Annotated in this window: 18 protein-coding genes; 10 read left to right on the top strand and 8 right to left on the bottom strand. The window is 64.6% G+C overall.

Going from position 1 to position 18,045, the window contains the following annotated elements; translation table 11 throughout:
• Nucleotides 1-88: 88 nt before the first annotated feature.
• From BJP62_RS01930 to cmk, 3 genes are read left to right on the top strand one after another with little or no spacing between them, the layout of a single operon-like run.
• On the top strand, nt 89-964 hold the full coding sequence (locus tag BJP62_RS01930) for a prephenate dehydrogenase/arogenate dehydrogenase family protein (protein WP_070532177.1): 876 nt from the start codon (nt 89-91) through the stop codon (nt 962-964).
• Between the two features lie 44 nt (nt 965-1,008).
• Nucleotides 1,009-2,022 (top strand): aldo/keto reductase, encoded by a 1,014-nt coding sequence (locus BJP62_RS01935; RefSeq protein WP_070525956.1) that lies wholly within the window; start codon nt 1,009-1,011, stop codon nt 2,020-2,022.
• 58 nt (nt 2,023-2,080) lie between these two features.
• Nucleotides 2,081-2,746, top strand: a complete 666-nt coding sequence (gene cmk, locus BJP62_RS01940; RefSeq protein WP_070525958.1) for a (d)CMP kinase — start codon at nt 2,081-2,083, stop codon at nt 2,744-2,746.
• Here cmk and BJP62_RS18605 read toward each other — a convergent pair.
• Nucleotides 2,707-2,868 (bottom strand): hypothetical protein, encoded by a 162-nt coding sequence (locus BJP62_RS18605; protein ID WP_168163775.1) that lies wholly within the window; start codon nt 2,866-2,868, stop codon nt 2,707-2,709. The genes cmk and BJP62_RS18605 overlap by 40 nt on opposite strands.
• A gap of 76 nt (nt 2,869-2,944) precedes the next feature.
• On the opposite strand from BJP62_RS18605, the gene rpsA reads away from it, so the two are divergent.
• From rpsA to rfaE1, 7 genes are all read left to right on the top strand, one after another.
• Entirely contained in the window at nt 2,945-4,618 is a 1,674-nt protein-coding gene (gene rpsA / locus BJP62_RS01945) for a 30S ribosomal protein S1 (RefSeq protein WP_070525960.1), read from the top strand.
• A 16-nt stretch (nt 4,619-4,634) separates the two neighbouring features.
• Complete coding sequence (locus BJP62_RS01950; protein ID WP_070525962.1) at nt 4,635-4,919, top strand: integration host factor subunit beta; 285 nt, start codon at nt 4,635-4,637, stop codon at nt 4,917-4,919.
• Between the two features lie 126 nt (nt 4,920-5,045).
• A complete protein-coding gene (locus BJP62_RS01955; RefSeq protein ID WP_070525963.1) occupies nt 5,046-5,351 on the top strand; it encodes a lipopolysaccharide assembly LapA domain-containing protein in 306 nt (101 codons plus the stop codon).
• A 25-nt stretch (nt 5,352-5,376) separates the two neighbouring features.
• A complete protein-coding gene (lapB, locus tag BJP62_RS01960; protein WP_070525965.1) occupies nt 5,377-6,549 on the top strand; it encodes a lipopolysaccharide assembly protein LapB in 1,173 nt (390 codons plus the stop codon).
• Between the two features lie 20 nt (nt 6,550-6,569).
• A complete protein-coding gene (pyrF, locus tag BJP62_RS01965) occupies nt 6,570-7,265 on the top strand; it encodes an orotidine-5'-phosphate decarboxylase (protein ID WP_070525967.1) in 696 nt (231 codons plus the stop codon).
• On the top strand, nt 7,262-8,578 hold the full coding sequence (locus BJP62_RS01970; protein WP_070525969.1) for a UDP-glucose/GDP-mannose dehydrogenase family protein: 1,317 nt from the start codon (nt 7,262-7,264) through the stop codon (nt 8,576-8,578). Before pyrF ends, BJP62_RS01970 begins: the two co-directional genes overlap by 4 nt.
• Nucleotides 8,578-9,534, top strand: a complete 957-nt coding sequence (gene rfaE1 / locus BJP62_RS01975; protein WP_083301021.1) for a D-glycero-beta-D-manno-heptose-7-phosphate kinase — start codon at nt 8,578-8,580, stop codon at nt 9,532-9,534. Before BJP62_RS01970 ends, rfaE1 begins: the two co-directional genes overlap by 1 nt.
• Before the next feature lie 46 nt (nt 9,535-9,580).
• Here the strand turns inward: rfaE1 and BJP62_RS01980 are convergent, their stop codons facing one another.
• From BJP62_RS01980 to BJP62_RS02010, 7 genes are all read right to left on the bottom strand, one after another.
• Nucleotides 9,581-11,347 carry a GGDEF domain-containing protein gene (locus BJP62_RS01980; RefSeq protein ID WP_070525973.1) on the bottom strand — a complete coding sequence of 589 codons (1,767 nt, stop codon included), beginning with the start codon at nt 11,345-11,347 and terminating at the stop codon, nt 9,581-9,583.
• Nucleotides 11,348-11,462: 115 nt separating this feature from the next.
• Complete coding sequence (locus tag BJP62_RS01985; RefSeq protein ID WP_070525975.1) at nt 11,463-12,506, bottom strand: bifunctional UDP-4-keto-pentose/UDP-xylose synthase; 1,044 nt, start codon at nt 12,504-12,506, stop codon at nt 11,463-11,465.
• Between the two features lie 27 nt (nt 12,507-12,533).
• On the bottom strand, nt 12,534-13,451 hold the full coding sequence (locus tag BJP62_RS01990; RefSeq protein WP_070525977.1) for a formyltransferase: 918 nt from the start codon (nt 13,449-13,451) through the stop codon (nt 12,534-12,536).
• On the bottom strand, nt 13,448-14,392 hold the full coding sequence (locus tag BJP62_RS01995; protein WP_070525978.1) for a glycosyltransferase: 945 nt from the start codon (nt 14,390-14,392) through the stop codon (nt 13,448-13,450). The genes BJP62_RS01990 and BJP62_RS01995 overlap by 4 nt, the downstream gene beginning before the upstream one ends.
• 72 nt (nt 14,393-14,464) lie before the next feature.
• The gene (locus BJP62_RS02000; protein WP_070525980.1) at nt 14,465-15,589 is read right to left on the bottom strand and encodes a DegT/DnrJ/EryC1/StrS aminotransferase family protein; all 1,125 of its coding nucleotides are present in this window, start codon (nt 15,587-15,589) and stop codon (nt 14,465-14,467) included.
• A gap of 26 nt (nt 15,590-15,615) precedes the next feature.
• Complete coding sequence (locus BJP62_RS02005) at nt 15,616-17,289, bottom strand: phospholipid carrier-dependent glycosyltransferase (RefSeq protein WP_070525982.1); 1,674 nt, start codon at nt 17,287-17,289, stop codon at nt 15,616-15,618.
• A 92-nt stretch (nt 17,290-17,381) separates the two neighbouring features.
• Nucleotides 17,382-18,005 (bottom strand): Smr/MutS family protein, encoded by a 624-nt coding sequence (locus BJP62_RS02010; RefSeq protein ID WP_083300642.1) that lies wholly within the window; start codon nt 18,003-18,005, stop codon nt 17,382-17,384.
• Between the last annotated feature and the right edge of the window lie 40 nt (nt 18,006-18,045).

The following is an 18,045-nucleotide window of genomic DNA, read 5'->3' on the forward strand; positions in this document are numbered from 1 at the left end:
GAGTGACGCCGATGAATGCCTCGCCGCTGCCTTCCGGGTGGCGGCATTTCCGTTTCCAATGCCCGCCGGCTGGCGGAGCGATGACCCGATGACTCCTGTTCGCAAACTGGTTCTGCTCGGCACCGGCCTGATCGGTGGTTCGTTCGCGCTGGCGCTCAAGCGGGCCCGACTGGTCCGGCACGTGGTCGGCGTCGGGCGCAATGCGGCCAACCTGTCGCGCGCACTCGACCTCAACGTCATCGACAGCGCCTCGCACGTCGCGGCCGAAGCGGTCGACGGTGCCGACCTGGTGCTGCTGGCGACGCCGGTCGGGCAGATGGGGCGGCTGATGGCCGAGATCGCGCCGGTACTGGCCGACGACTGCATCGTCACCGACGGCGGCTCGACCAAGCAGGACGTTGCCGCGCTGTATCGCGAGCACCTTGCCGGACAGCTGTCGCATTGCGTGCCCGGCCATCCGATTGCCGGCTCCGAGTTGTCTGGCGCCGCCGCGGCGCAGTACGGGCTGTTCGAGGGGCGCCGCGTCGTGCTGACGCCGTTGCCGGAAACCGCCGCCGATGCGGTTGCGCGCACCCGCGCCCTGTGGGAAGCGTGCGGCGCCGAAGTGTTCGAGATGACGCCGGCCGAGCACGACGGCATCTTTGCGGCGGTCAGCCACGTGCCGCACCTGCTGTCGTTCGCATACATGAACGCGCTGCTCGACAAACCCGACGTCGCCGCCTGCCTCGATTTCGCCGCGACCGGATTTCGCGACTTCACGCGCATCGCCGGCTCGCACCCGGACATGTGGGGCGATATCGCCATGGCCAACCGCAGTGCGGTGCTGGCCGACCTGCGTGCCAATACCGAGGCATTGAACCGGCTGACCGCGCTGATCGAGGCTGGTGACGCCGATGCGCTGAAATCCTATATCGACCGTGCCAGCAAGGCGCGGGCCGAGTGGGGCGGGCGTGCCCGAAAATGACCGTCCCGGCGCGACGGTTTCGCGCCGACACTCAGGAGAGACGCATGAGTTATGTACCGGATACCGCGCGCTACGACGGCCGCATGCCTTATCGCCGTTGCGGCCGCAGCGGCCTGATGTTGCCGGCGGTTTCGCTGGGGATGTGGCACAACTTCGGCGGCAACAAGGCGTTCGACAACAGCAAGGCGATGATCCACAAGGCGTTCGACCTCGGGATTACCCATTTCGACCTTGCCAACAACTACGGCCCGCTCCCTGGCTCCGCCGAGGAAACCTTCGGTCGTGTTCTTGCCGATGGCCTGCGCACGCACCGCGACGAACTGATCGTCTCGACCAAGGCCGGCTGGCAGATGTGGGACGGCCCGTACGGCGATCTCGGTAGCCGCAAATACCTGATCGCCAGTCTCGACCAGAGCCTCAGGCGCATGGGGCTCGATTATGTCGACGTGTTCTACTCGCACCGCCCCGACCCCGATACGCCGCTCGAGGAGACGATGGGCGCGCTCGACGCGATCGTCCGCCAGGGCAAGGCGCTCTACGTCGGCATCTCGTCGTACTCGGCCGAACAGACGCGCGATGCGGCGCGCATCCTCAAGCAGCTCGGCACCCCGTGCCTGATCCACCAGCCGTCGTACTCGATGTTCGACCGCTGGATCGAGCGCCCGGCCGACGGTGCGAATGCCGAAGCACTGACGACGGTGCTCGCCGATGAAGGGATCGGTTCGATCGCCTTCTGCCCGCTGGCGCAAGGGGTGTTGACGAGTCGCTACCTCGGCGGCATTCCGGCCGATTCGCGCGCCGCGGCCGCCGACAACCCTTTCCTGACGGCCGACAAGGTCGAGGCGCGCTTGGCACAGGTGAGGGCGTTGAACGACATCGCCGTCGAGCGCGGACAGAGCCTGGCGCAGATGGCGCTGGCATGGGCGCTGCAGACGGTGACTTCGGTCATCATCGGTGCCAGCCGCGTCGAGCAGATCGTCGAGAACGTTGGTGCCGTCGAGCGGCTCGACTTCAGCGCCGACGAACTGGCGCGCATCGAAGCCATCCTCAAGGATTGAGTGTCGTATTGTTCATGCGCCGGCGGCCAAGGCCGCCGGTTTTTCATTGGAGTTGAGTATGTCGCTTGTTCCCGTCATCACCATCGACGGTCCGTCTGCGTCGGGGAAGGGCACGGTCGCGCAGCGCGTTGCGGCTGCGCTGGGGTTTCACTACCTCGATTCGGGCGCGCTGTACCGGCTGACCGCATTGGCGGCCGAGCGCCGCGACTTGCGCTGGCGCGACGAGGTCGACGTCGCCCGGCTGGCTGGCGAACTCGATGTCGAGTTCGACGGCGCGGCGATCCTGCTCGATGGTGAAAATGTCACCGAGGCCATCCGCGGCGAATCGGTCGGCATCGGCGCCTCTATCGTCGCGGCGCTGCCCGCGGTGCGGACGGCGCTGCTGGCGCGCCAGCATGCGTTTGCCCGGGCGCCGGGGCTGGTCGCCGACGGCCGGGACATGGGTTCGGTCGTGTTTCCCGACGCGCGGCTGAAAGTATTCCTGACCGCATCGGCGCAGGCGCGGGCCGAGCGGCGCTGCAAGCAGTTGCGCGAGCGTGGCGAGCCGGCCGATCTGGCCGCGATCGCCGCCGATCTCGAGTCGCGCGACGCCCGCGATCGCGCCCGTGCGGTGGCGCCACTGCAGCAATGGCCCGATGCGCTGCTGCTCGATACGACCGGAATGGGTATCGACGAGGCGGTCGATCAGGTCTGCCGTTGGTGGGAAAGTTTGCTAAACGCTTGAAGTAAAAAAGAGAATTCAATAAAATCACGGCTGTGACCGGTTGCGGCGTTGCCGTAACCGGCGCCGTCGTATTTTTGAAGCAAGGGATCGGCGCTGCGCAAGGCGGTGCCGATGAAGTTCAACTTACCCCCCGCTCCCTGCGTCAGTAGGGAGGTTTGGAACATTTTCTCAATGACTACTGAAACTGCTTTTGGCTCGATGGAGAGCTTTGCCGCCCTGTTTGAAGAAAGCCTTCAAAATCAGGAAATGCGCTCTGGTGAAGTCATCACCGCCGAAGTTGTCGCGATCGACCACAACTTCGTCACCGTCAATGCCGGCCTCAAGTCGGAATCGCTGATTCCGGTTGAAGAATTCAAGAGCGACGCAGGCGAACTCGACGTCAAGATCGGCGATTTCGTTACCGTCGCGATCGACAGCATCGAAAACGGCTACGGCGAAACCAAGCTCTCGCGCGAAAAGGCCAAGCGCCTGGCTGCGTGGATCGAGCTGGAAGACACCCTCGAGAAGGGTCTGGTCATGACCGGCGTCATCTCGGGCAAGGTCAAGGGCGGCCTGACCGTGATGGTCAACGGCCTGCGCGCCTTCCTGCCGGGTTCGCTCGTCGACATCCGTCCGGTCAAGGACACCACCCCGTACGAAGGCAAGCAGATCGAGTTCAAGGTCATCAAGCTCGATCGCAAGCGCAACAACGTCGTGGTTTCGCGTCGTGCCGTACTGGAAGAGTCGCTGGGTGAAGAGCGCCAGAAGCTCATGGAAACCCTGCGCGAAGGCGCGGTCATCAAGGGTATCGTCAAGAACATCACCGACTACGGCGCATTCGTCGACCTCGGCGGTATCGACGGCCTGCTGCACATCACCGACCTGGCCTGGCGTCGTGTCAAGCACCCGTCGGAAGTGCTGGCTGTCGGCGACGAAATCGAAGCCAAGGTCCTCAAGTTCGACCAGGAAAAGAATCGCGTCTCGCTCGGCCTCAAGCAGCTCGGCGAAGATCCGTGGGTTGGCCTGTCGCGCCGCTACCCGTCGGGCACCCGCCTGTTCGGCAAGGTCACCAACCTGACCGACTACGGTGCATTCGTTGAAATCGAACAGGGCATCGAAGGTCTGGTGCACGTGTCCGAAATGGACTGGACCAACAAGAACGTCCATCCGTCGAAGGTTGTTTCGCTGGGCGACGAAGTCGAAGTCATGATCCTCGACATCGACGAAGAAAAGCGCCGCATCTCGCTGGGCATGAAGCAGTGCATGGCCAACCCGTGGGACGAGTTCGGCCAGAACTTCAAGAAGGGCGACAAGCTGCAGGGCGCGATCAAGTCGATCACCGACTTCGGCGTGTTCGTCGGCCTGCCGGGCGGCATCGACGGCCTGGTCCACCTGTCGGACCTGTCGTGGCACGCAACCGGCGAAGAAGCCGTTCGCAACTTCAAGAAGGGCGACGAAGTCGAAGCCGTGGTCCTGTCGATCGACATCGACAAGGAGCGCATCAGCCTCGGCATCAAGCAGCTCGAAGGCGATCCGTTCAACAACTACGTGTCGACCAGCGACAAGGGCACCATCGTCCGCGGCACCGTCAAGTCGCTTGACGCCAAGGGCGCTGTCATCGGCCTGACCGACGAAGTTGAAGGCTACCTGCGCGCTACCGAAGTGTCGCGTGACCGCGTCGAAGACATCCGCACCGTCCTGAAGGAAGGTGATGAAGTCGAAGCCATGATCATCAACGTTGATCGCAAGAACCGTTCGATCAACCTGTCGATCAAGTCGAAGGACATGGGCGAAGAAAAGGCTGCAATGAGCCAGCTCTCCGCCGATGCATCGGCCGGTACGACCAACCTCGGCGCGCTGCTGAAGGCCAAGCTGTCCGGCTCGCAAGAGTAAGGAGGCTTGAGGCGGCATGACCAAGTCCGAACTCATCGCAAAGCTCGCCGAGCGCTATCCGCAGCTTGTTGCGAAGGATGCTGAGTTGGCCGTCAAGACCATTCTCGATGCCATGGCCAAGAGCCTTGCCCAAGGCCAGCGCATCGAGATCCGTGGCTTCGGCAGCTTCGACCTCAACTACCGACCGCCGCGCGTGGGGCGCAATCCGAAATCCGGCAGCAAAGTTGAGGTGCCGGAAAAGTTCGTTCCCCACTTCAAGGCCGGCAAGGAATTGCGTGAGCGCGTTGACGAGCTGATGTAATCCTGTCGCTTGCGGCAATGATGACGACACCCCCGGGTGTCGTCATTTTTTTGCATGTCGCCCGCTGCGCTGGCATGGGTGTAATCGGCTACAATGCGAGGTCGAATCATTGTTGCGGACGTGCGGATGCGCTACCTGTTCTGGCTGATCAAATTCCTGCTGTTCGTCGTACTGTTCGGCTTTGCCATGCACAATGCCGAGCCGGTGGCGCTCAACTTTTTCCTCGGCTACGTCTGGCAGGCACCGCTGGCGCTGTTGCTACTGATTTCGTTCGTGCTTGGCACCGTGTTCGGCATCCTGGCCGTGCTCGGCAAGGTGATTCGCCTGCGCCGTGAACTTGTCTCGCTGCGCAAGGAAGTGCGCACGCGCAGCACGCCCGAAGTCGTAACCGTCGACGGCGCCGCACTGCAGCCGCCGCGAGACGCCGTCTGACCCTCTGGCCTGACAGGCTTTCCCCATGCTCGAATCCCAATACTGGTGGCTGATCGCCTTCCCGATTTTCTTCGGGCTCGGCTGGCTGGCCGCGCGCGTCGATATCAAACACGTCCTGTCGGAAACCCGCTCACTGCCGGCGGCATACTTCAAGGGACTGAACCACCTGCTGAACGGCGAGACCAACCGCGCGGTCGAGGTCTACGTCGACATCGCCAGACATCATGCCGAGACGATCGAACTGCAGTTTTCGCTTGGCCACCTGTTCCGCCGCCGCGGCGAGCTCGAGCGGGCGATCAACATGCACCAGAAGCTGCTCGAGCGGCGCGAACTGACCGATGCGCAACGCCAGCAGGCACAGTTCGAGCTGGCGCAGGACTTCATGAAGGCCGGCCTGTTCGACCGGGCCGAGGCGCTGCTGAACGAGCTGCAGCACAGCGACTACGCCAGGCAGGCCCGGACCGAGCTGCTCGGCATGTACGAGCTCGAAAAGGCCTGGAAGAAAGCGATCGAGACCGCGCAGCAACTGCGCGACGACAGTCACAGCTACCAGCACGAGATCGCCCAGTTCTACTGCGAGCTGGCCGAGCAGTCGCTGGCCCGGTCGCAGAGCGACGAGGCACGCCATTACCTCGAACAGGCGCTCGAAACGCATCGGCAATGCACCCGCGCGCGCCTGCTGCTGGGCGAGATGGCGATGGCCGACAAGGATTACGCCAAGGCCATCGGCGAGTGGCTCGAACTCGAATCGCAGGAGCCGCACGCGCTGGCACTGGCCATGCGCCAGTTGATGGCTGCCTATGATGCACTCGGCCGCGAGCAGGAAGGCACGACGCTGCTGCTGCGGCTGCTGAAGCAGTATCCCGAACTCGACGTGATGGACCTGGCGTACGAGCGCCTGATGTCGTTGCAGGGTGTCGATGCTGCCTACGATTTCGTCCGTGAACGGATGCGCGAACACCCGACGATGCCGGGGCTGCGCAAGGTGCTCGAGGCGCACCTGCTCGTCGCCCCGGACGACCAGAAGCCCGAGCTTGAGATCATCGTCCGGCTGCTGAACGACGTCACGCGCGAGCAGTCGATGTACTACTGCCGCCACTGCGGCTTCAAGACCAAACAGTATTTCTGGCATTGCCCGGCCTGCAACGAGTGGGAGACCTACCCGCCGGTGCGTGGCCGCAAGAAAAATGCCGGCTGATTTCTTCCGGACACAAATCTATGAAAGACCCCAAAGTCATCGTCGCGCTTGATTTCGCCGACGCCGCTGCAGCGCTGGCATTTGCCGATCTCGTCTCGCCGGCACAGTGCAGGCTGAAGGTCGGCAAGGAGCTCTTCACCACGGCGGGGCCGCAACTGGTCGAATCGCTGGCGGCCAAGGGCTTCGATGTTTTTCTCGACCTCAAATTCCACGACATCCCCAATACCGTTGCACAGGCCTGCAAAGTAGCGGCGAGTCTGGGCGTCTGGATGGTCAACGTCCACGCCTCGGGTGGCCGCGCCATGATGGAGACCACGCGCGAAGCGCTTGAAGCCCTGCCGGCGCGTCCCTTGCTGATTGCGGTAACCGTGCTGACGAGCATGGACGCGGTGCAGCTGGCCGAGCTGGGGCTGCCCGAGCCCGCGGTGCAAGTCGAGCGTCTGGCGCGGCTGACCAGGGATTGCGGGCTCGACGGCGTGGTCTGCTCGGCCCAGGAAGCCGCGCTGCTTCGTGCCGCCTGCGGCGCCGATTTCAAGCTGGTGACGCCGGGCATCCGGCCCGCGGACGCCAGCGCCGACGACCAGCACCGGATCATGACCCCGGATGCGGCCATCCGTGCCGGAAGCGACTATCTGGTGATCGGTCGGCCGATCACCCGGAGCGCCGACCCGGTCGCGACGCTGAACCGAATCAACCAATCGTTGGAACTGCTATGAAAATCACCGTCATCGGAACCGGCTATGTCGGCCTCGTCACCGGCGCCTGCCTGGCCGAGGTCGGCAACGACGTACTCTGCCTCGACCTCGACAAGGCCAAGATCGACAAGCTGCATCAGGGCGTGTTGCCGATCTACGAACCGGGCCTCGACGAAGTCGTCGCCCGCAACGTTGCCGCTGGCAGGCTGCACTTCACGACCGACATCGACCGTTCGGTCGTGCACGGCACGGTCCAGTTCATCGCCGTCGGCACGCCGCCCGACGAGGACGGCTCGGCCGACCTGCAGTATGTCGTTGCGGCCGCGCGCAACATCGGCCAGCGCATGACCGACTACAAGGTGGTCGTCGACAAGTCCACGGTGCCGGTCGGTACCGCCGAGAAGGTCAAGGCGGCCATCGCCGACGAACTGGCCAAGCGCGGCCTGTCGCTCGATTTCAGCGTCGTCTCCAATCCCGAGTTCCTCAAGGAGGGCGCCGCGGTCGAGGACTTCATGCGTCCGGACCGCATCGTCATCGGTGCCGAGGACGAACAGGCGATCCATACGATGCGCGCGCTTTACCATCCGTTCCAGCGCAACCACGACCGGACGCTGGTGATGGACATCCGTTCGGCCGAACTGACCAAGTACGCCGCCAACGCCATGCTGGCGACGCGGATCTCGTTCATGAACGAGCTGGCCAACCTCGCCGAGGTGCTCGGCGCCGACATCGAGCTGGTGCGCCGCGGTATCGGCTCCGATCCGCGCATCGGCTACAGCTTCCTGTATTCAGGCTGCGGTTACGGCGGCTCGTGCTTCCCGAAGGACGTCAAGGCGCTGCAAAAGACCGGCGAGGAAAACGGCGTGCCGCTGCGCGTACTGGCCGCGGTCGAGGAAGCGAACGATGCACAGAAGCAGCGCCTGATCGACAAAGTCGTCGCTCGCTTTGGTGACAACCTGAGCGGTCGCCGTTTTGCGCTCTGGGGGCTGGCGTTCAAGCCGGGTACCGACGACATGCGCGAAGCGCCGAGCTTGACGCTGATCGATGGCCTGGTGTCGCGCGGCGCGACCGTCTGCGGCTTCGATCCGGTGGCGAACCAAGAGGCGCATCGCGTACTGGGTGAGCGCATCGATTACGCCGAGAACCCGATGGACGCACTCGACGGTGCCGACGCGCTGTTGATTGCAACCGAGTGGAAGCAGTTCCGTGCGCCGGACTTCGACAGGATCAAGCAGGCGCTGAAGACGCCGCTGATCATCGACGGCCGCAATCTGTACGAGCCGGCAGCGGTGCGCGCGCTGGGGCTCGAATACGACGCGATCGGACGCAAATGATGCTGCCGGCGGGTCAAACTGTCGCCGCCCTGAAGGCGGCCATTGCCGGTGCGCGCGTCATGATCGTCGGAGACGTGATGCTCGACCGCTACTGGTTCGGCGATGTCGAGCGGATCTCGCCCGAGGCACCCGTGCCGGTGGCGCGGATCCGCAAGACCGACGAGCGTGCCGGTGGCGCGGCCAACGTCGCGCGCAACATCGCCTCGCTCGGTGGCCAGGCAACGCTGCTCGCCGTCGTCGGGGACGACGAGGCCGGGCGCAGTCTGGAGAAGCTGCTCGTCGACGACGGGGTCAAGACCTCGCTGTACCGGGATCCCGAGATCGCCACGACGGTAAAGCTGCGCGTGCTGGCACGCCACCAGCAACTGCTGCGGATCGATTTCGAGGAAAGGCCAAGTCACGAAATTCTCGCGGCAAAGCTTGACGACTTCCGCCGGCTGCTTGCCGATACCGACGTGGTGATCCTGTCCGACTATGGCAAGGGCGGTCTGCAGCACGTCTACGAAATGATTGCCGCAGCCCGCGCAGCCGGCAAGCCGGTGCTGGTCGACCCGAAGGGCGACGACTATTCGCGTTATCGCGGTGCGACCTTGCTGACACCGAACCGCAGCGAATTCCGCCAGGTTGCCGGCGAGTGGCGCGACGAGGCCGACCTGACCGCCAGGGCGCAGGCCTTGCGCGAGCAGCTCGATCTCGAGGCGCTGCTGGTCACGCGCAGCGAGGAGGGGATGACGCTGTTCCGCAGCAGCGGCGTCGTCCATCAGCCGACGCTGGCCCGCGAGGTCTTTGACGTGTCGGGCGCCGGCGATACGGTGATTGCCACGCTGGGGCTGATGCTGGCGGCCGGTCTGCCGCTGCCCGAAGCGATGAGCTGGTCCAACCATGCGGCCGGCATCGTCGTTGCCAAGCTGGGTACCGCGACGGTGTTGCAGGACGAGGTGTTCGCCGCACCATAGGGCGCACCATAGGGGCGAAAGAAACGGCCGCTTGCGGCCGTTTCTTCTAGCTCGCCGAAAACGGCGGCTCGGGCTCGACCCGGTTCTTGCCGAGCAGTTTGGCACGGTACATTGCGTGATCGGCCCGTTCGATCGCATGGGCGCGATGCTCGTCCGGCGTGACCATGGTGACGCCGGCGCTGAAGGTGATCAGCAGCTTGTCGTTGTTGTGCATGAAGAAGCGCCGCGTCAACTCGCGCTGCAGCCGCTGCAGGATCTGGATCGCGTCGTCGATTTCGGTGTCCGGCAGCAAGAGCACGAATTCCTCGCCGCCATAGCGGGCGACGATGTCGGTCGGCCGCAGCAGCTCGCGGATGACCTGGACCAGATGCACCAGCGCGCTGTCGCCGGCGGCATGGCCCATCTGGTCGTTGAGCTTCTTGAAATTGTCGATATCGAGCAGGGCGAGCGCCATCGTCTCGTGGTTGCGCGCCATCCGTGACAACTCGACCTCGTAGGCTTCCTCGAGCCCTCGCCGGTTGAGCGCACCGGTCAGCTGGTCTTCGCGCACCTTCTCGCTGACCTCGCGCAGCTGGCGTTCGAGCTGAAGCACGCGCTGCTGCGCGCTGTCGGCTTCCTGCCGGGCCGAAACGAGCTCGTCGCGCGAGCGCAGCACGTCCAGCTGCAAGGTGCGGGTGTCGCGCATGATGTCGTCGAGCACGAACTTGAGGCTGGCCGGGTTGTCGGCCGTCTGCACTTTGTCGGCGTACTGGCGGATTTTCTCCTGATACTGCTCGGTGCTTGCCGACAGCGAGCCAAGGCGGTCGAGAAAGGTCGTCGCCATGCTCTTGAGCGTCGTCTGTGCGTCGTGCAGGTTCTGCTTCAGCAGGCTTTGCTTGTAGATGACTTCCTTCAGCCCCGCTTCGGCGTCGTAGATCAGCCGCATGTCGAGCGGCCGCGACATGATGTCCTGCACCACCGCAACCTGGCCCTGCAGCCAGCCGTCGTCGACGACGAATTCGCTCATATTGTCGGTCAGCAAGCGCAGCAGGCTGAGCAGGCCATCGGTCAGCCGTCGTTCCTGCTGCCCCTGCAGCTCGATCCGCAGCCAGAGTTTCTTCAGTCTGGGTAGCCATTTCTGCAGGTCGTACTCGCTCGTGATCGAGCGGGCCTCTGCACCGATCTGGCCTGCCTCGTCGGCCAGCTCGGGCGAGCTCGCCGCCAGTGCGGGCCGCACGCCGAGCTCCAGCGTCTGGACGACCGCGTCACGCCAGTCCGACCAGGCACCGTCGGCGGACGGCGCGGCACTTGCCGTTGCCGCAATGGCCGGCTCTCCGGCTTCGCCGCTGGTTTCGCTCCAGGCCTGCAGCAGCGCCGCCAGCTTGTCGTTGAGGATTTCGGGTTCGTTGCTGAAATGGATCAGTACGCGCTCGAGCGACTCCTGCTTGCGCGTCGGCGTGTACAGCGGGTTGCGCATGTCCCAGAGGCGGACCAGCTCGCGAACGAGGTCGGCCCAGGGCATCGCCAGCTTCGCCTGCCCCCCCTGCAGCTCGACCGCACGGAAGACCAGCGGCGGAATTTCCTTCCACTCGCCCAGTCTGGCCGACTGCCGCAGCTGCTTGATCAGGCGCAGGAACTCCTGCCCCTGTCGCGGCAGGGTGTGCAGTGCGGCGTCGATGGCGTGCATCAGCGGCGGCAGGCGGTCTTCTTCGGGCGTCTCGGCGATCGCATCGTAGATCTGCGCGTAATGGTCCGGCGTAGGCGGGACGCGCCGCAGCATCAACTGCCTCAGCGTTTCTCTGGCGATATCGGTCGGGTTGCTTGGGGCGGGCATGGCGGTCTGTTCGGGCGAGAAGCCTCGCCATTATAAGGACTCGTGCGGGGCGGCGTTATCATGAAAAAACCGGAGGGCGGCGCCTTCCGGTTTTTTCGAGGAACGGAACGATGGATCAGTCGACCAGGCTGCGCGCTTCGGCGACCTGATCCTTGTAGGCGTCGAAAATGCCCTTGAGCGCGTCGGCCATCGTGACGGTCGGCGCCCAGTCGAGGTCGGTTCTGGTGTTGTCGATCTTCGGAACGCGGTTCTGCACGTCCTGATAGCCCTTGCCGTAGTACTCGCCCGACGTCGTTTCGACGATGCGTACATTGGCGAGGCCCTCGGCGTATTCCGGATACTTGCCGGCCAGCTCGAGCATCATCGTCGCCAGTTCGCGGATCGAGTAGTTGTTGACCGGGTTACCGATGTTGTAGATCTGGCCCGACGCCTTGCCGTCCTTGTTATCGATGATCTTCATCAGCGCGGCGATGCCGTCGTCGATGTAGGTGAACGCGCGCTTCTGCGCGCCGCCGTCGACGAGCTTGATCGCTTCGCCGCGGACGATGTGGCCGAGGAACTGCGTGATCACGCGGCTCGAGCCTTCCTTCGGCGTATGGATGCTGTCGAGGCCGGCGCCGATCCAGTTGAACGGGCGGAACAGCGTGTAGTCGAGGCCTTCCTGCTGGCCGTAGGCGGCGATCACGCGGTCCATCAGCTGTTTCGAGCACGCGTAGATCCAGCGCGGCTTGTTGATCGGGCCGTAGATCAGTTCGGAGTTCTCCGGGTCGAACTCACCGTCCTTGCACATGCCGTAGACCTCGGAGGTCGACGGGAACACCACGCGCTTCTTGTACTTCACGCACCACTTGATGATCGGCAGGTTGGCTTCGAAGTCGAGCTCGAACACGCGCAGCGGTTCCTGCACATAGGTCGCCGGCGTAGCGATCGCAACCAGCGGCAGCACGACGTCGCACTTCTTGACGTGGTACTCGATCCACTCCTGGTTGATGGTGATGTCACCCTCGAAGAAGTGGAAACGCGGGTGCGAGAGAAATTCGCCGACCTTGCCGGCGTACATGTCCATGCCGAACACTTCCCAGTCGGTCGTCTCGAGAATGCGCTTGGTCAGATGGTGACCGATGAAGCCGTTGACGCCGAGGATGAGGACTTTTTTCATGGTGATGTCTGCTTGTCGGTATTGAAATCAGGATTCGAGTGCAAGTGGCAGGCCGGGCGCATCCGGCGTCAGCGGCGTGCCGTCGAGTTCGGCGTCGAGCACGCACAGCAGCGTGCCGTCGTTCATCCGGAGCCAGAGGCGGCCGGCCGCGCCCCAGAGCGCTGCGCCGGTCGCGTCCGGCTGCGCAGGCGCGGTATCCACACACCGGCTGCGCCAGAGCGTCAGCCGGCCGCGACCGGTGTCGCTGAACGCGCCCGGATACGGCCGGGTTACCGCACGCACCAGATTGTGCAGCTGCGTGGCGCTCTGGCGCCAGTTTATCCGGCCGTCCTCGGCCTTGCGGCCGCCGAAGTAGCCGCCAAGACGCAGGTCTTGCGGCGTGAACGTCGCGGTGCCGGCGATCAGCTTCGGCAAGGCGCGGATCAGGCAGAGCTCGCCGGCAACGGTGACCTTTTCGAACACGTCGTGTGCGGTGTCGTCGGGCAGGATCGGTACGGCGACCTGGTCGACGATGGCGCCGTTGTCGGGCTTGACGTTCATTACGTGCAGCGTGACGCCGGATTCGGTTTCGCCGTGAATGATCGCCCAGTTGACTGGCACCCGGCCGCGGTATTTCGGCAACAGCGAGCCGTGCAGATTGAACGCCCCGCGGGTCGGCGCGGCGAGGATCGGCGCTTTCAGCATGTGGCGGTAGTAGAACGAGAACACGAAGTCCGGCGCCAGTGCGGCGATGCGCGCCTCGATCTCGGGGGTGTTCGGGTCGGTCGGCGTGATGCACGGGATGTCATGGTCCCGGCACAGCTGCGCGACCGAGCCGAACCAGATGTTCTCGGCGGGGTTGTCTTCATGACTGACGACGAGGTCGATCTGCACGCCTTGCGCCAGCAGCACCCTGAGGCTGCGGACGCCGACGTTGTGGTAGGCGAAAACGACGGCGCGCGTCACTCGCGGCCCCGGTTTTCGAGGATGCCGGCGATCAGGTAGCGCGGCCGCTGCCGTACCTCGTGGTAGATCCGGCCGATGTATTCGCCCAAAAGGCCGATGCCGAACAGTGCGATGCCGATCAGCAGGAAGGCGACGGCGAACAGCGTGAACAGTCCGCCTTCCTCGGGGCCGATCAGGAAGCGGCGGCCGACGAGGTAGAGCACCAGAAAGCCCGACAGCGTCGAGATCACCATGCCGAGCATCGAGAACATCTGCAGCGGCACGATCGAAAAACCGGTCATCAGGTCGAAGTTGAGCCGGATCAGGCTGTAGAACGAATATTTCGACTCGCCGGCGAAGCGTTCTTCGTGGCCGACGACGACCTCGGTCGGGTTCTGGGCGAACGAATAGGCCAGCGCCGGGATGAAGGTGTGCATCTCGTTGCACAGGTTGATCGTGTCGATGATCCGGCGGCTGTAGGCGCGCAGCATGCAGCCCTGGTCGGTCATCCTGATCCGGGTGAGCTTCTCGCGCAGCCGGTTCATCGCCCGGCTGGCAACGTGGCGCCAGACCGAGTCGTTGCGCTGGCGGCGGATCGAGCCGACGTAATCGTGGCCCTTGTCCATTTCGTCAAGTAGCGTCTTGATGTCCTCGGGCGGGTTCTGCAGATCGGCGTCGAGCGTGACGATCTGCTGGCCGCGCGCATGCTCGAAGCCGGCGAGGATCGCGCGATGCTGGCCGAAGTTGCCGTTGAACAGGATCACCCGGGTGACGTCGGGGCGCTTGTGGAACTGGTCGGCGAGCAGCGCCGGCGAGCGGTCGCGGCTGCCGTCGTTGATGAACAGCACTTCGTAGGATTTGCCGAGCGCATCGAGTGCCGGGTACAGGCGGTCGAACAGTGCGGCGAGGCCATCCTCTTCGTTGTAGACGGGGATGACGATGGAAACGGTAGGTTCGGACATGGGCTGCGTATCGGTGGCGTCTGTGTCGAATGATGCGGCGGCAGGTTTAAGCGGCGATGAAGTCATCGGCGTTCACGCCCTCAGCACCGGCGTCAGTATGGCGGAAAGCGCATCGCAGACGCGATCGACGTCCGATTCGATCATTGCAGGAAACAGCGGCAGACTGATCGTGCTGGCGCCGACGCGCTCGGTATGCGGGTACATGCCGTCCGTATAACCAAGGCCGCGGTAGTAGCTGAACAAGTGCAGCGCCGGGTAGTGGACGCCGACGCCGACGCCGGCTTCCTTCATCCGGGCGATGAACTCGCCACGCGAAATGCTCATCCGCTCGAGCGGCAGCAGCACCTGAAACATGTGCCAGTTGCTCTCGCTCGATTCGAGCGGCAGTGCGAGTCCGAGCCCGCGGTCGATCCTGGCAAAGTAGCGATCGGCCAGTTCGGTACGGCGCTTGTTGAAGGCGTCGAGCCGCTTCAGCTGGCCGAGGCCGACTGCGGCGGCAACGTCGGTGAGGTTGTACTTGCCGCCGGGGAGGTCGACATCCATCGTGCCGTCCGGCAACCGGGTGACGCCCTGCAGGCGCCACTTCTCGAACAGCCGCGCCTCTTCCGGCGTGTTCATCACCAGTGCGCCGCCCTCGATCGTCGTCATGTTCTTGTTCGGGTGGAAAGACACCGAGCAGAGGTCGCCGAAGCTGCCGATGCGCCGGCCGTTCCAGCTGGCACCCTGCGACTGGGCGGCGTCCTCGATCACGCGCAAGCCGTGTCTGCCGGCGATGTCGTAGAGCCGGTCGCGATCGACCGGCAGGCCGGCGAGGTCGACCGGCAGGATCGCCCGCGTGCGCGGGGTGATCGCGGCTTCGACGAGGTCGAGATCGATGTTACGCGTGGCCGGATCGATGTCGACGAAGACCGGCTTGCCGCCGGCGTTGATGATGACGTTGCTTGTCGCGACCCAGGTCATCGCCGTGGTGATGACTTCGTCGCCGGGTGCGAGGCCGATCAGCCGCAGCGCGATCTCCATCGCGCCGGTGGCCGACGTGACGACACGGACCGGCCGGCCGCCGAAGTAGCCGGACAGCGCGGCCTCGAGCGCCGCAACCCTGGGGCCGCTGGTGATCCAGCCCGAGCGCAGCACGTCGGCGACGTCGGCAATGGTTTCTTCGTCGATGGTCGGGCGGGTAAAGGGCAGAAAGTCCATGGCGTGTCTCGATCGTTCCGTTTCGCTCAGCGTGTGGCCGAAGCAGGGCGGGTGATGACGATGCGGCGCGGGTCGCGGGCGATGACCTGCATCGGCAACCCATGCTGCTGCAACTGGCGGAAGCGGTCCGGATTGGTGATCGCAACCGGCGCCGGGTCGTCGCGCCAGCGCCGGAAGAATTCGTCGTCCCGCATCAGCTTGCCGGCCTCGTGCCGCTGGCCGAGTTCGAATTCGTCGACGTATTCGACCAGTTGCACCGGCCGCTTCAGGTAGAACGGCACGGTCTGGTCATAGTAACGGTACATGTACACGGTACTGCCGGGCTGCAGTTGCGGCTTGATCGCCTCGATCAGGTAATAGCTCGAGTTGGTCGCGGCAAAGGCGTTGTGACCCAGCATCGGGATCTGTGCGCCGATCAGCCCGGTAGCGGCGAGTGCGATCAGCGTCAGGTCGAAGCGCCGGCGCAATGCGCTCCAGAGTGCGGCTGCGGCAAGTGCGGTGATGATGCCGCCACCGACCAGCGCCCACTCGGAAAACGCCGCATTGTAGATCTGCGGCGTCTTGTCACTGCCCTTGGCGGCGATGAACGGTACCGCGGCCATCAGCGCGATGCCGAGTGCCAGCATCGTACCGCTGAGCCAGAGCCAGCTGCGGCGGCGCAGGTCGGTCAGCACGAAGCCCGCCAACAGCGCCAGCGCCGGGAACATCGGCAGGATGTAGGACGGCAGCTTCGACTGCGACTTGGAGAAGAACAGGAAAATCAGCACGGCCCAGACCAGCAGGAAGCGCTGGGGCTGGAAGTGCCGGATGCCGTCACGCTGCCAGCCGGCACGGGCGATCTGCGGCAGCAGCGCGGCCCACGGCAGCATGCCGGCGATCAGGAGCGGGATGAAGTAATACCACGCGCCGTCGCGGCGGGCGGTGTCGGTGGCGAAGCGCTGGAAGTGCTCGTGAATGAAGAAGAACTGCGCGAACTCCGGATTGGTGCGCGACACCATCACGAACCACGGCGCGGTAATCAGCAGCAGCAGCGCGATGCCCTTGACGAAGTGCATCCGCCTCCATGGTTTCCAGTCGCGGGCCCACAGCGAGTAGACCAGCAGCGTGCCACCGGGAAAAACGAGCCCGATCAGCCCCTTGGACATGATCGCCAGTGCGATCGCCCCCCAGGCGACCAGCATTGCATTGCGGTTCTCGCGCGCCGTGGCGTCATCCAGCTGCGCCCAGACAAAGGCAAACAGCGCGATCGCCAGAAAACTCGATACGCCCATGTCGAGCGACAGGAAGTGGCCGTTACCGATCCACCAGAGGCTGCTGGCGAGGATGGCCGCAGCGCCGACCGCCCGGGTCTCGGCGTCGGGCTTGCGCCGGAACAGCCGCTTGGCGGTGAAATACAGTGCGATGACGGCCAGAAAGCCGGTCAGCCCGGGCCACAGCCGGGCGGCAAACTCGGTTTCGCCGAACAGCTTGAAGTTGGTCGCCGTCGCCCAGTACTGCAGCGCCGGCTTCTCGAAATACTTGATCGCGTTGAGTCGCGGCGTCAGCCAGTCACCGCTGGCCAGCATCTCGCGGCCGATCTCGGCATATCGGCCCTCGTCAGGCGAAATCAGCTTGCGGTAGCCAAGCGTGCTGAACCAGAGAACGGCAAAGCAGAGCAGCAGCAGCCACTTGGGCCAGCGCTTGTGGGCAAAATCGGTCATGCAGGGTTCCGGCAAAAGGAAGGTGGTGCTGCCATATTCTTGTCAGCGCGTGAGGCGCCGACACGATAGGCGAAAACACTAGGCGTCGCCAGTTAAGCGAGCGTGAAGCGCCGGTTTTTCAGCAGGATCAGCACCGCGCCGCTGCCGCCATCTGCCGGCCGCGCCTGACTGAAGGCCAGCACTTCGTCGCGCTGGACCAGCCAGTTGCGCAGCTTGTGCTTGAGCACCGGCTCCTTGTTCCGCGAGCTCAGCCCCTTGCCGTGGATGATGCGCACGCACCGCAGTCGGGCCGTCTGGGCCGCGTGGAGAAACTCGCCGACCTGCCGGCGCGCGCTGTCGCTGTCGCTGCCGTGCAGGTCGAGCTCGGCCTGCGCCAGCCAGTGGCCGCGTCGCAGCTTCCTGAGCGTGTCGAGCCGCTGCCCGGGGCGCAGATACAGCAGCTCCTCGCCGGCGGAGAGCTCGTCCCAGGGCCAGAAATCGCTCATCGCATCGACTGTCGATGCATCGCCGGTCGATGCGCGCGCCTGCGGCCAGGGGCTCGGCGGCGTCGCCGGGTGATGGTGCTGGCCGGGCAGGCGCAATGGCCGGGTGCCGGCCGTTGCACGTAAAAACAGCTCGTGGTCGCTCGGCGCCGCCGGTGGCGGCGGTGCGGCGGGGGCGGTGGCTTGCAGTTGCTTCTTGAGTTGCTTGAGTCGGCGGCGGTTCTGGCTGTCCATGACGTCGATGCATGATCGCGGAGGCGCACATTGTGACGGC

The sequence above is a fragment of the Jeongeupia sp. USM3 genome (genome assembly GCF_001808185.1).
Taxonomy (GTDB): Bacteria; Pseudomonadota; Gammaproteobacteria; order Burkholderiales; family Chitinibacteraceae; genus Jeongeupia.

Bases quoted from the DNA above. Each gene is read 5' to 3' on its own strand.
- BJP62_RS01935 (WP_070525956.1), top strand. From the start codon at position 1,009: ATGAGTTATGTACCGGATACCGCGCGCTACGACGGCCGCATGCCTTAT.
- BJP62_RS01985 (WP_070525975.1), bottom strand. From the start codon at position 12,506: ATGAAAAAAGTCCTCATCCTCGGCGTCAACGGCTTCATCGGTCACCAT.
- BJP62_RS01970 (WP_070525969.1), top strand. From the start codon at position 7,262: ATGAAAATCACCGTCATCGGAACCGGCTATGTCGGCCTCGTCACCGGC.
- BJP62_RS02000 (WP_070525980.1), bottom strand. From the start codon at position 15,589: ATGGACTTTCTGCCCTTTACCCGCCCGACCATCGACGAAGAAACCATT.
- pyrF (WP_070525967.1), top strand. From the start codon at position 6,570: ATGAAAGACCCCAAAGTCATCGTCGCGCTTGATTTCGCCGACGCCGCT.
- cmk (WP_070525958.1), top strand. From the start codon at position 2,081: ATGTCGCTTGTTCCCGTCATCACCATCGACGGTCCGTCTGCGTCGGGG.
- rpsA (WP_070525960.1), top strand. From the start codon at position 2,945: ATGGAGAGCTTTGCCGCCCTGTTTGAAGAAAGCCTTCAAAATCAGGAA.
- BJP62_RS01955 (WP_070525963.1), top strand. From the start codon at position 5,046: ATGCGCTACCTGTTCTGGCTGATCAAATTCCTGCTGTTCGTCGTACTG.
- BJP62_RS02005 (WP_070525982.1), bottom strand. From the start codon at position 17,289: ATGACCGATTTTGCCCACAAGCGCTGGCCCAAGTGGCTGCTGCTGCTC.
- lapB (WP_070525965.1), top strand. From the start codon at position 5,377: ATGCTCGAATCCCAATACTGGTGGCTGATCGCCTTCCCGATTTTCTTC.
- BJP62_RS01950 (WP_070525962.1), top strand. From the start codon at position 4,635: ATGACCAAGTCCGAACTCATCGCAAAGCTCGCCGAGCGCTATCCGCAG.
- BJP62_RS02010 (WP_083300642.1), bottom strand. From the start codon at position 18,005: ATGGACAGCCAGAACCGCCGCCGACTCAAGCAACTCAAGAAGCAACTG.
- BJP62_RS01930 (WP_070532177.1), top strand. From the start codon at position 89: ATGACTCCTGTTCGCAAACTGGTTCTGCTCGGCACCGGCCTGATCGGT.
- rfaE1 (WP_083301021.1), top strand. From the start codon at position 8,578: ATGCTGCCGGCGGGTCAAACTGTCGCCGCCCTGAAGGCGGCCATTGCC.
- BJP62_RS01980 (WP_070525973.1), bottom strand. From the start codon at position 11,347: ATGCCCGCCCCAAGCAACCCGACCGATATCGCCAGAGAAACGCTGAGG.
- BJP62_RS01995 (WP_070525978.1), bottom strand. From the start codon at position 14,392: ATGTCCGAACCTACCGTTTCCATCGTCATCCCCGTCTACAACGAAGAG.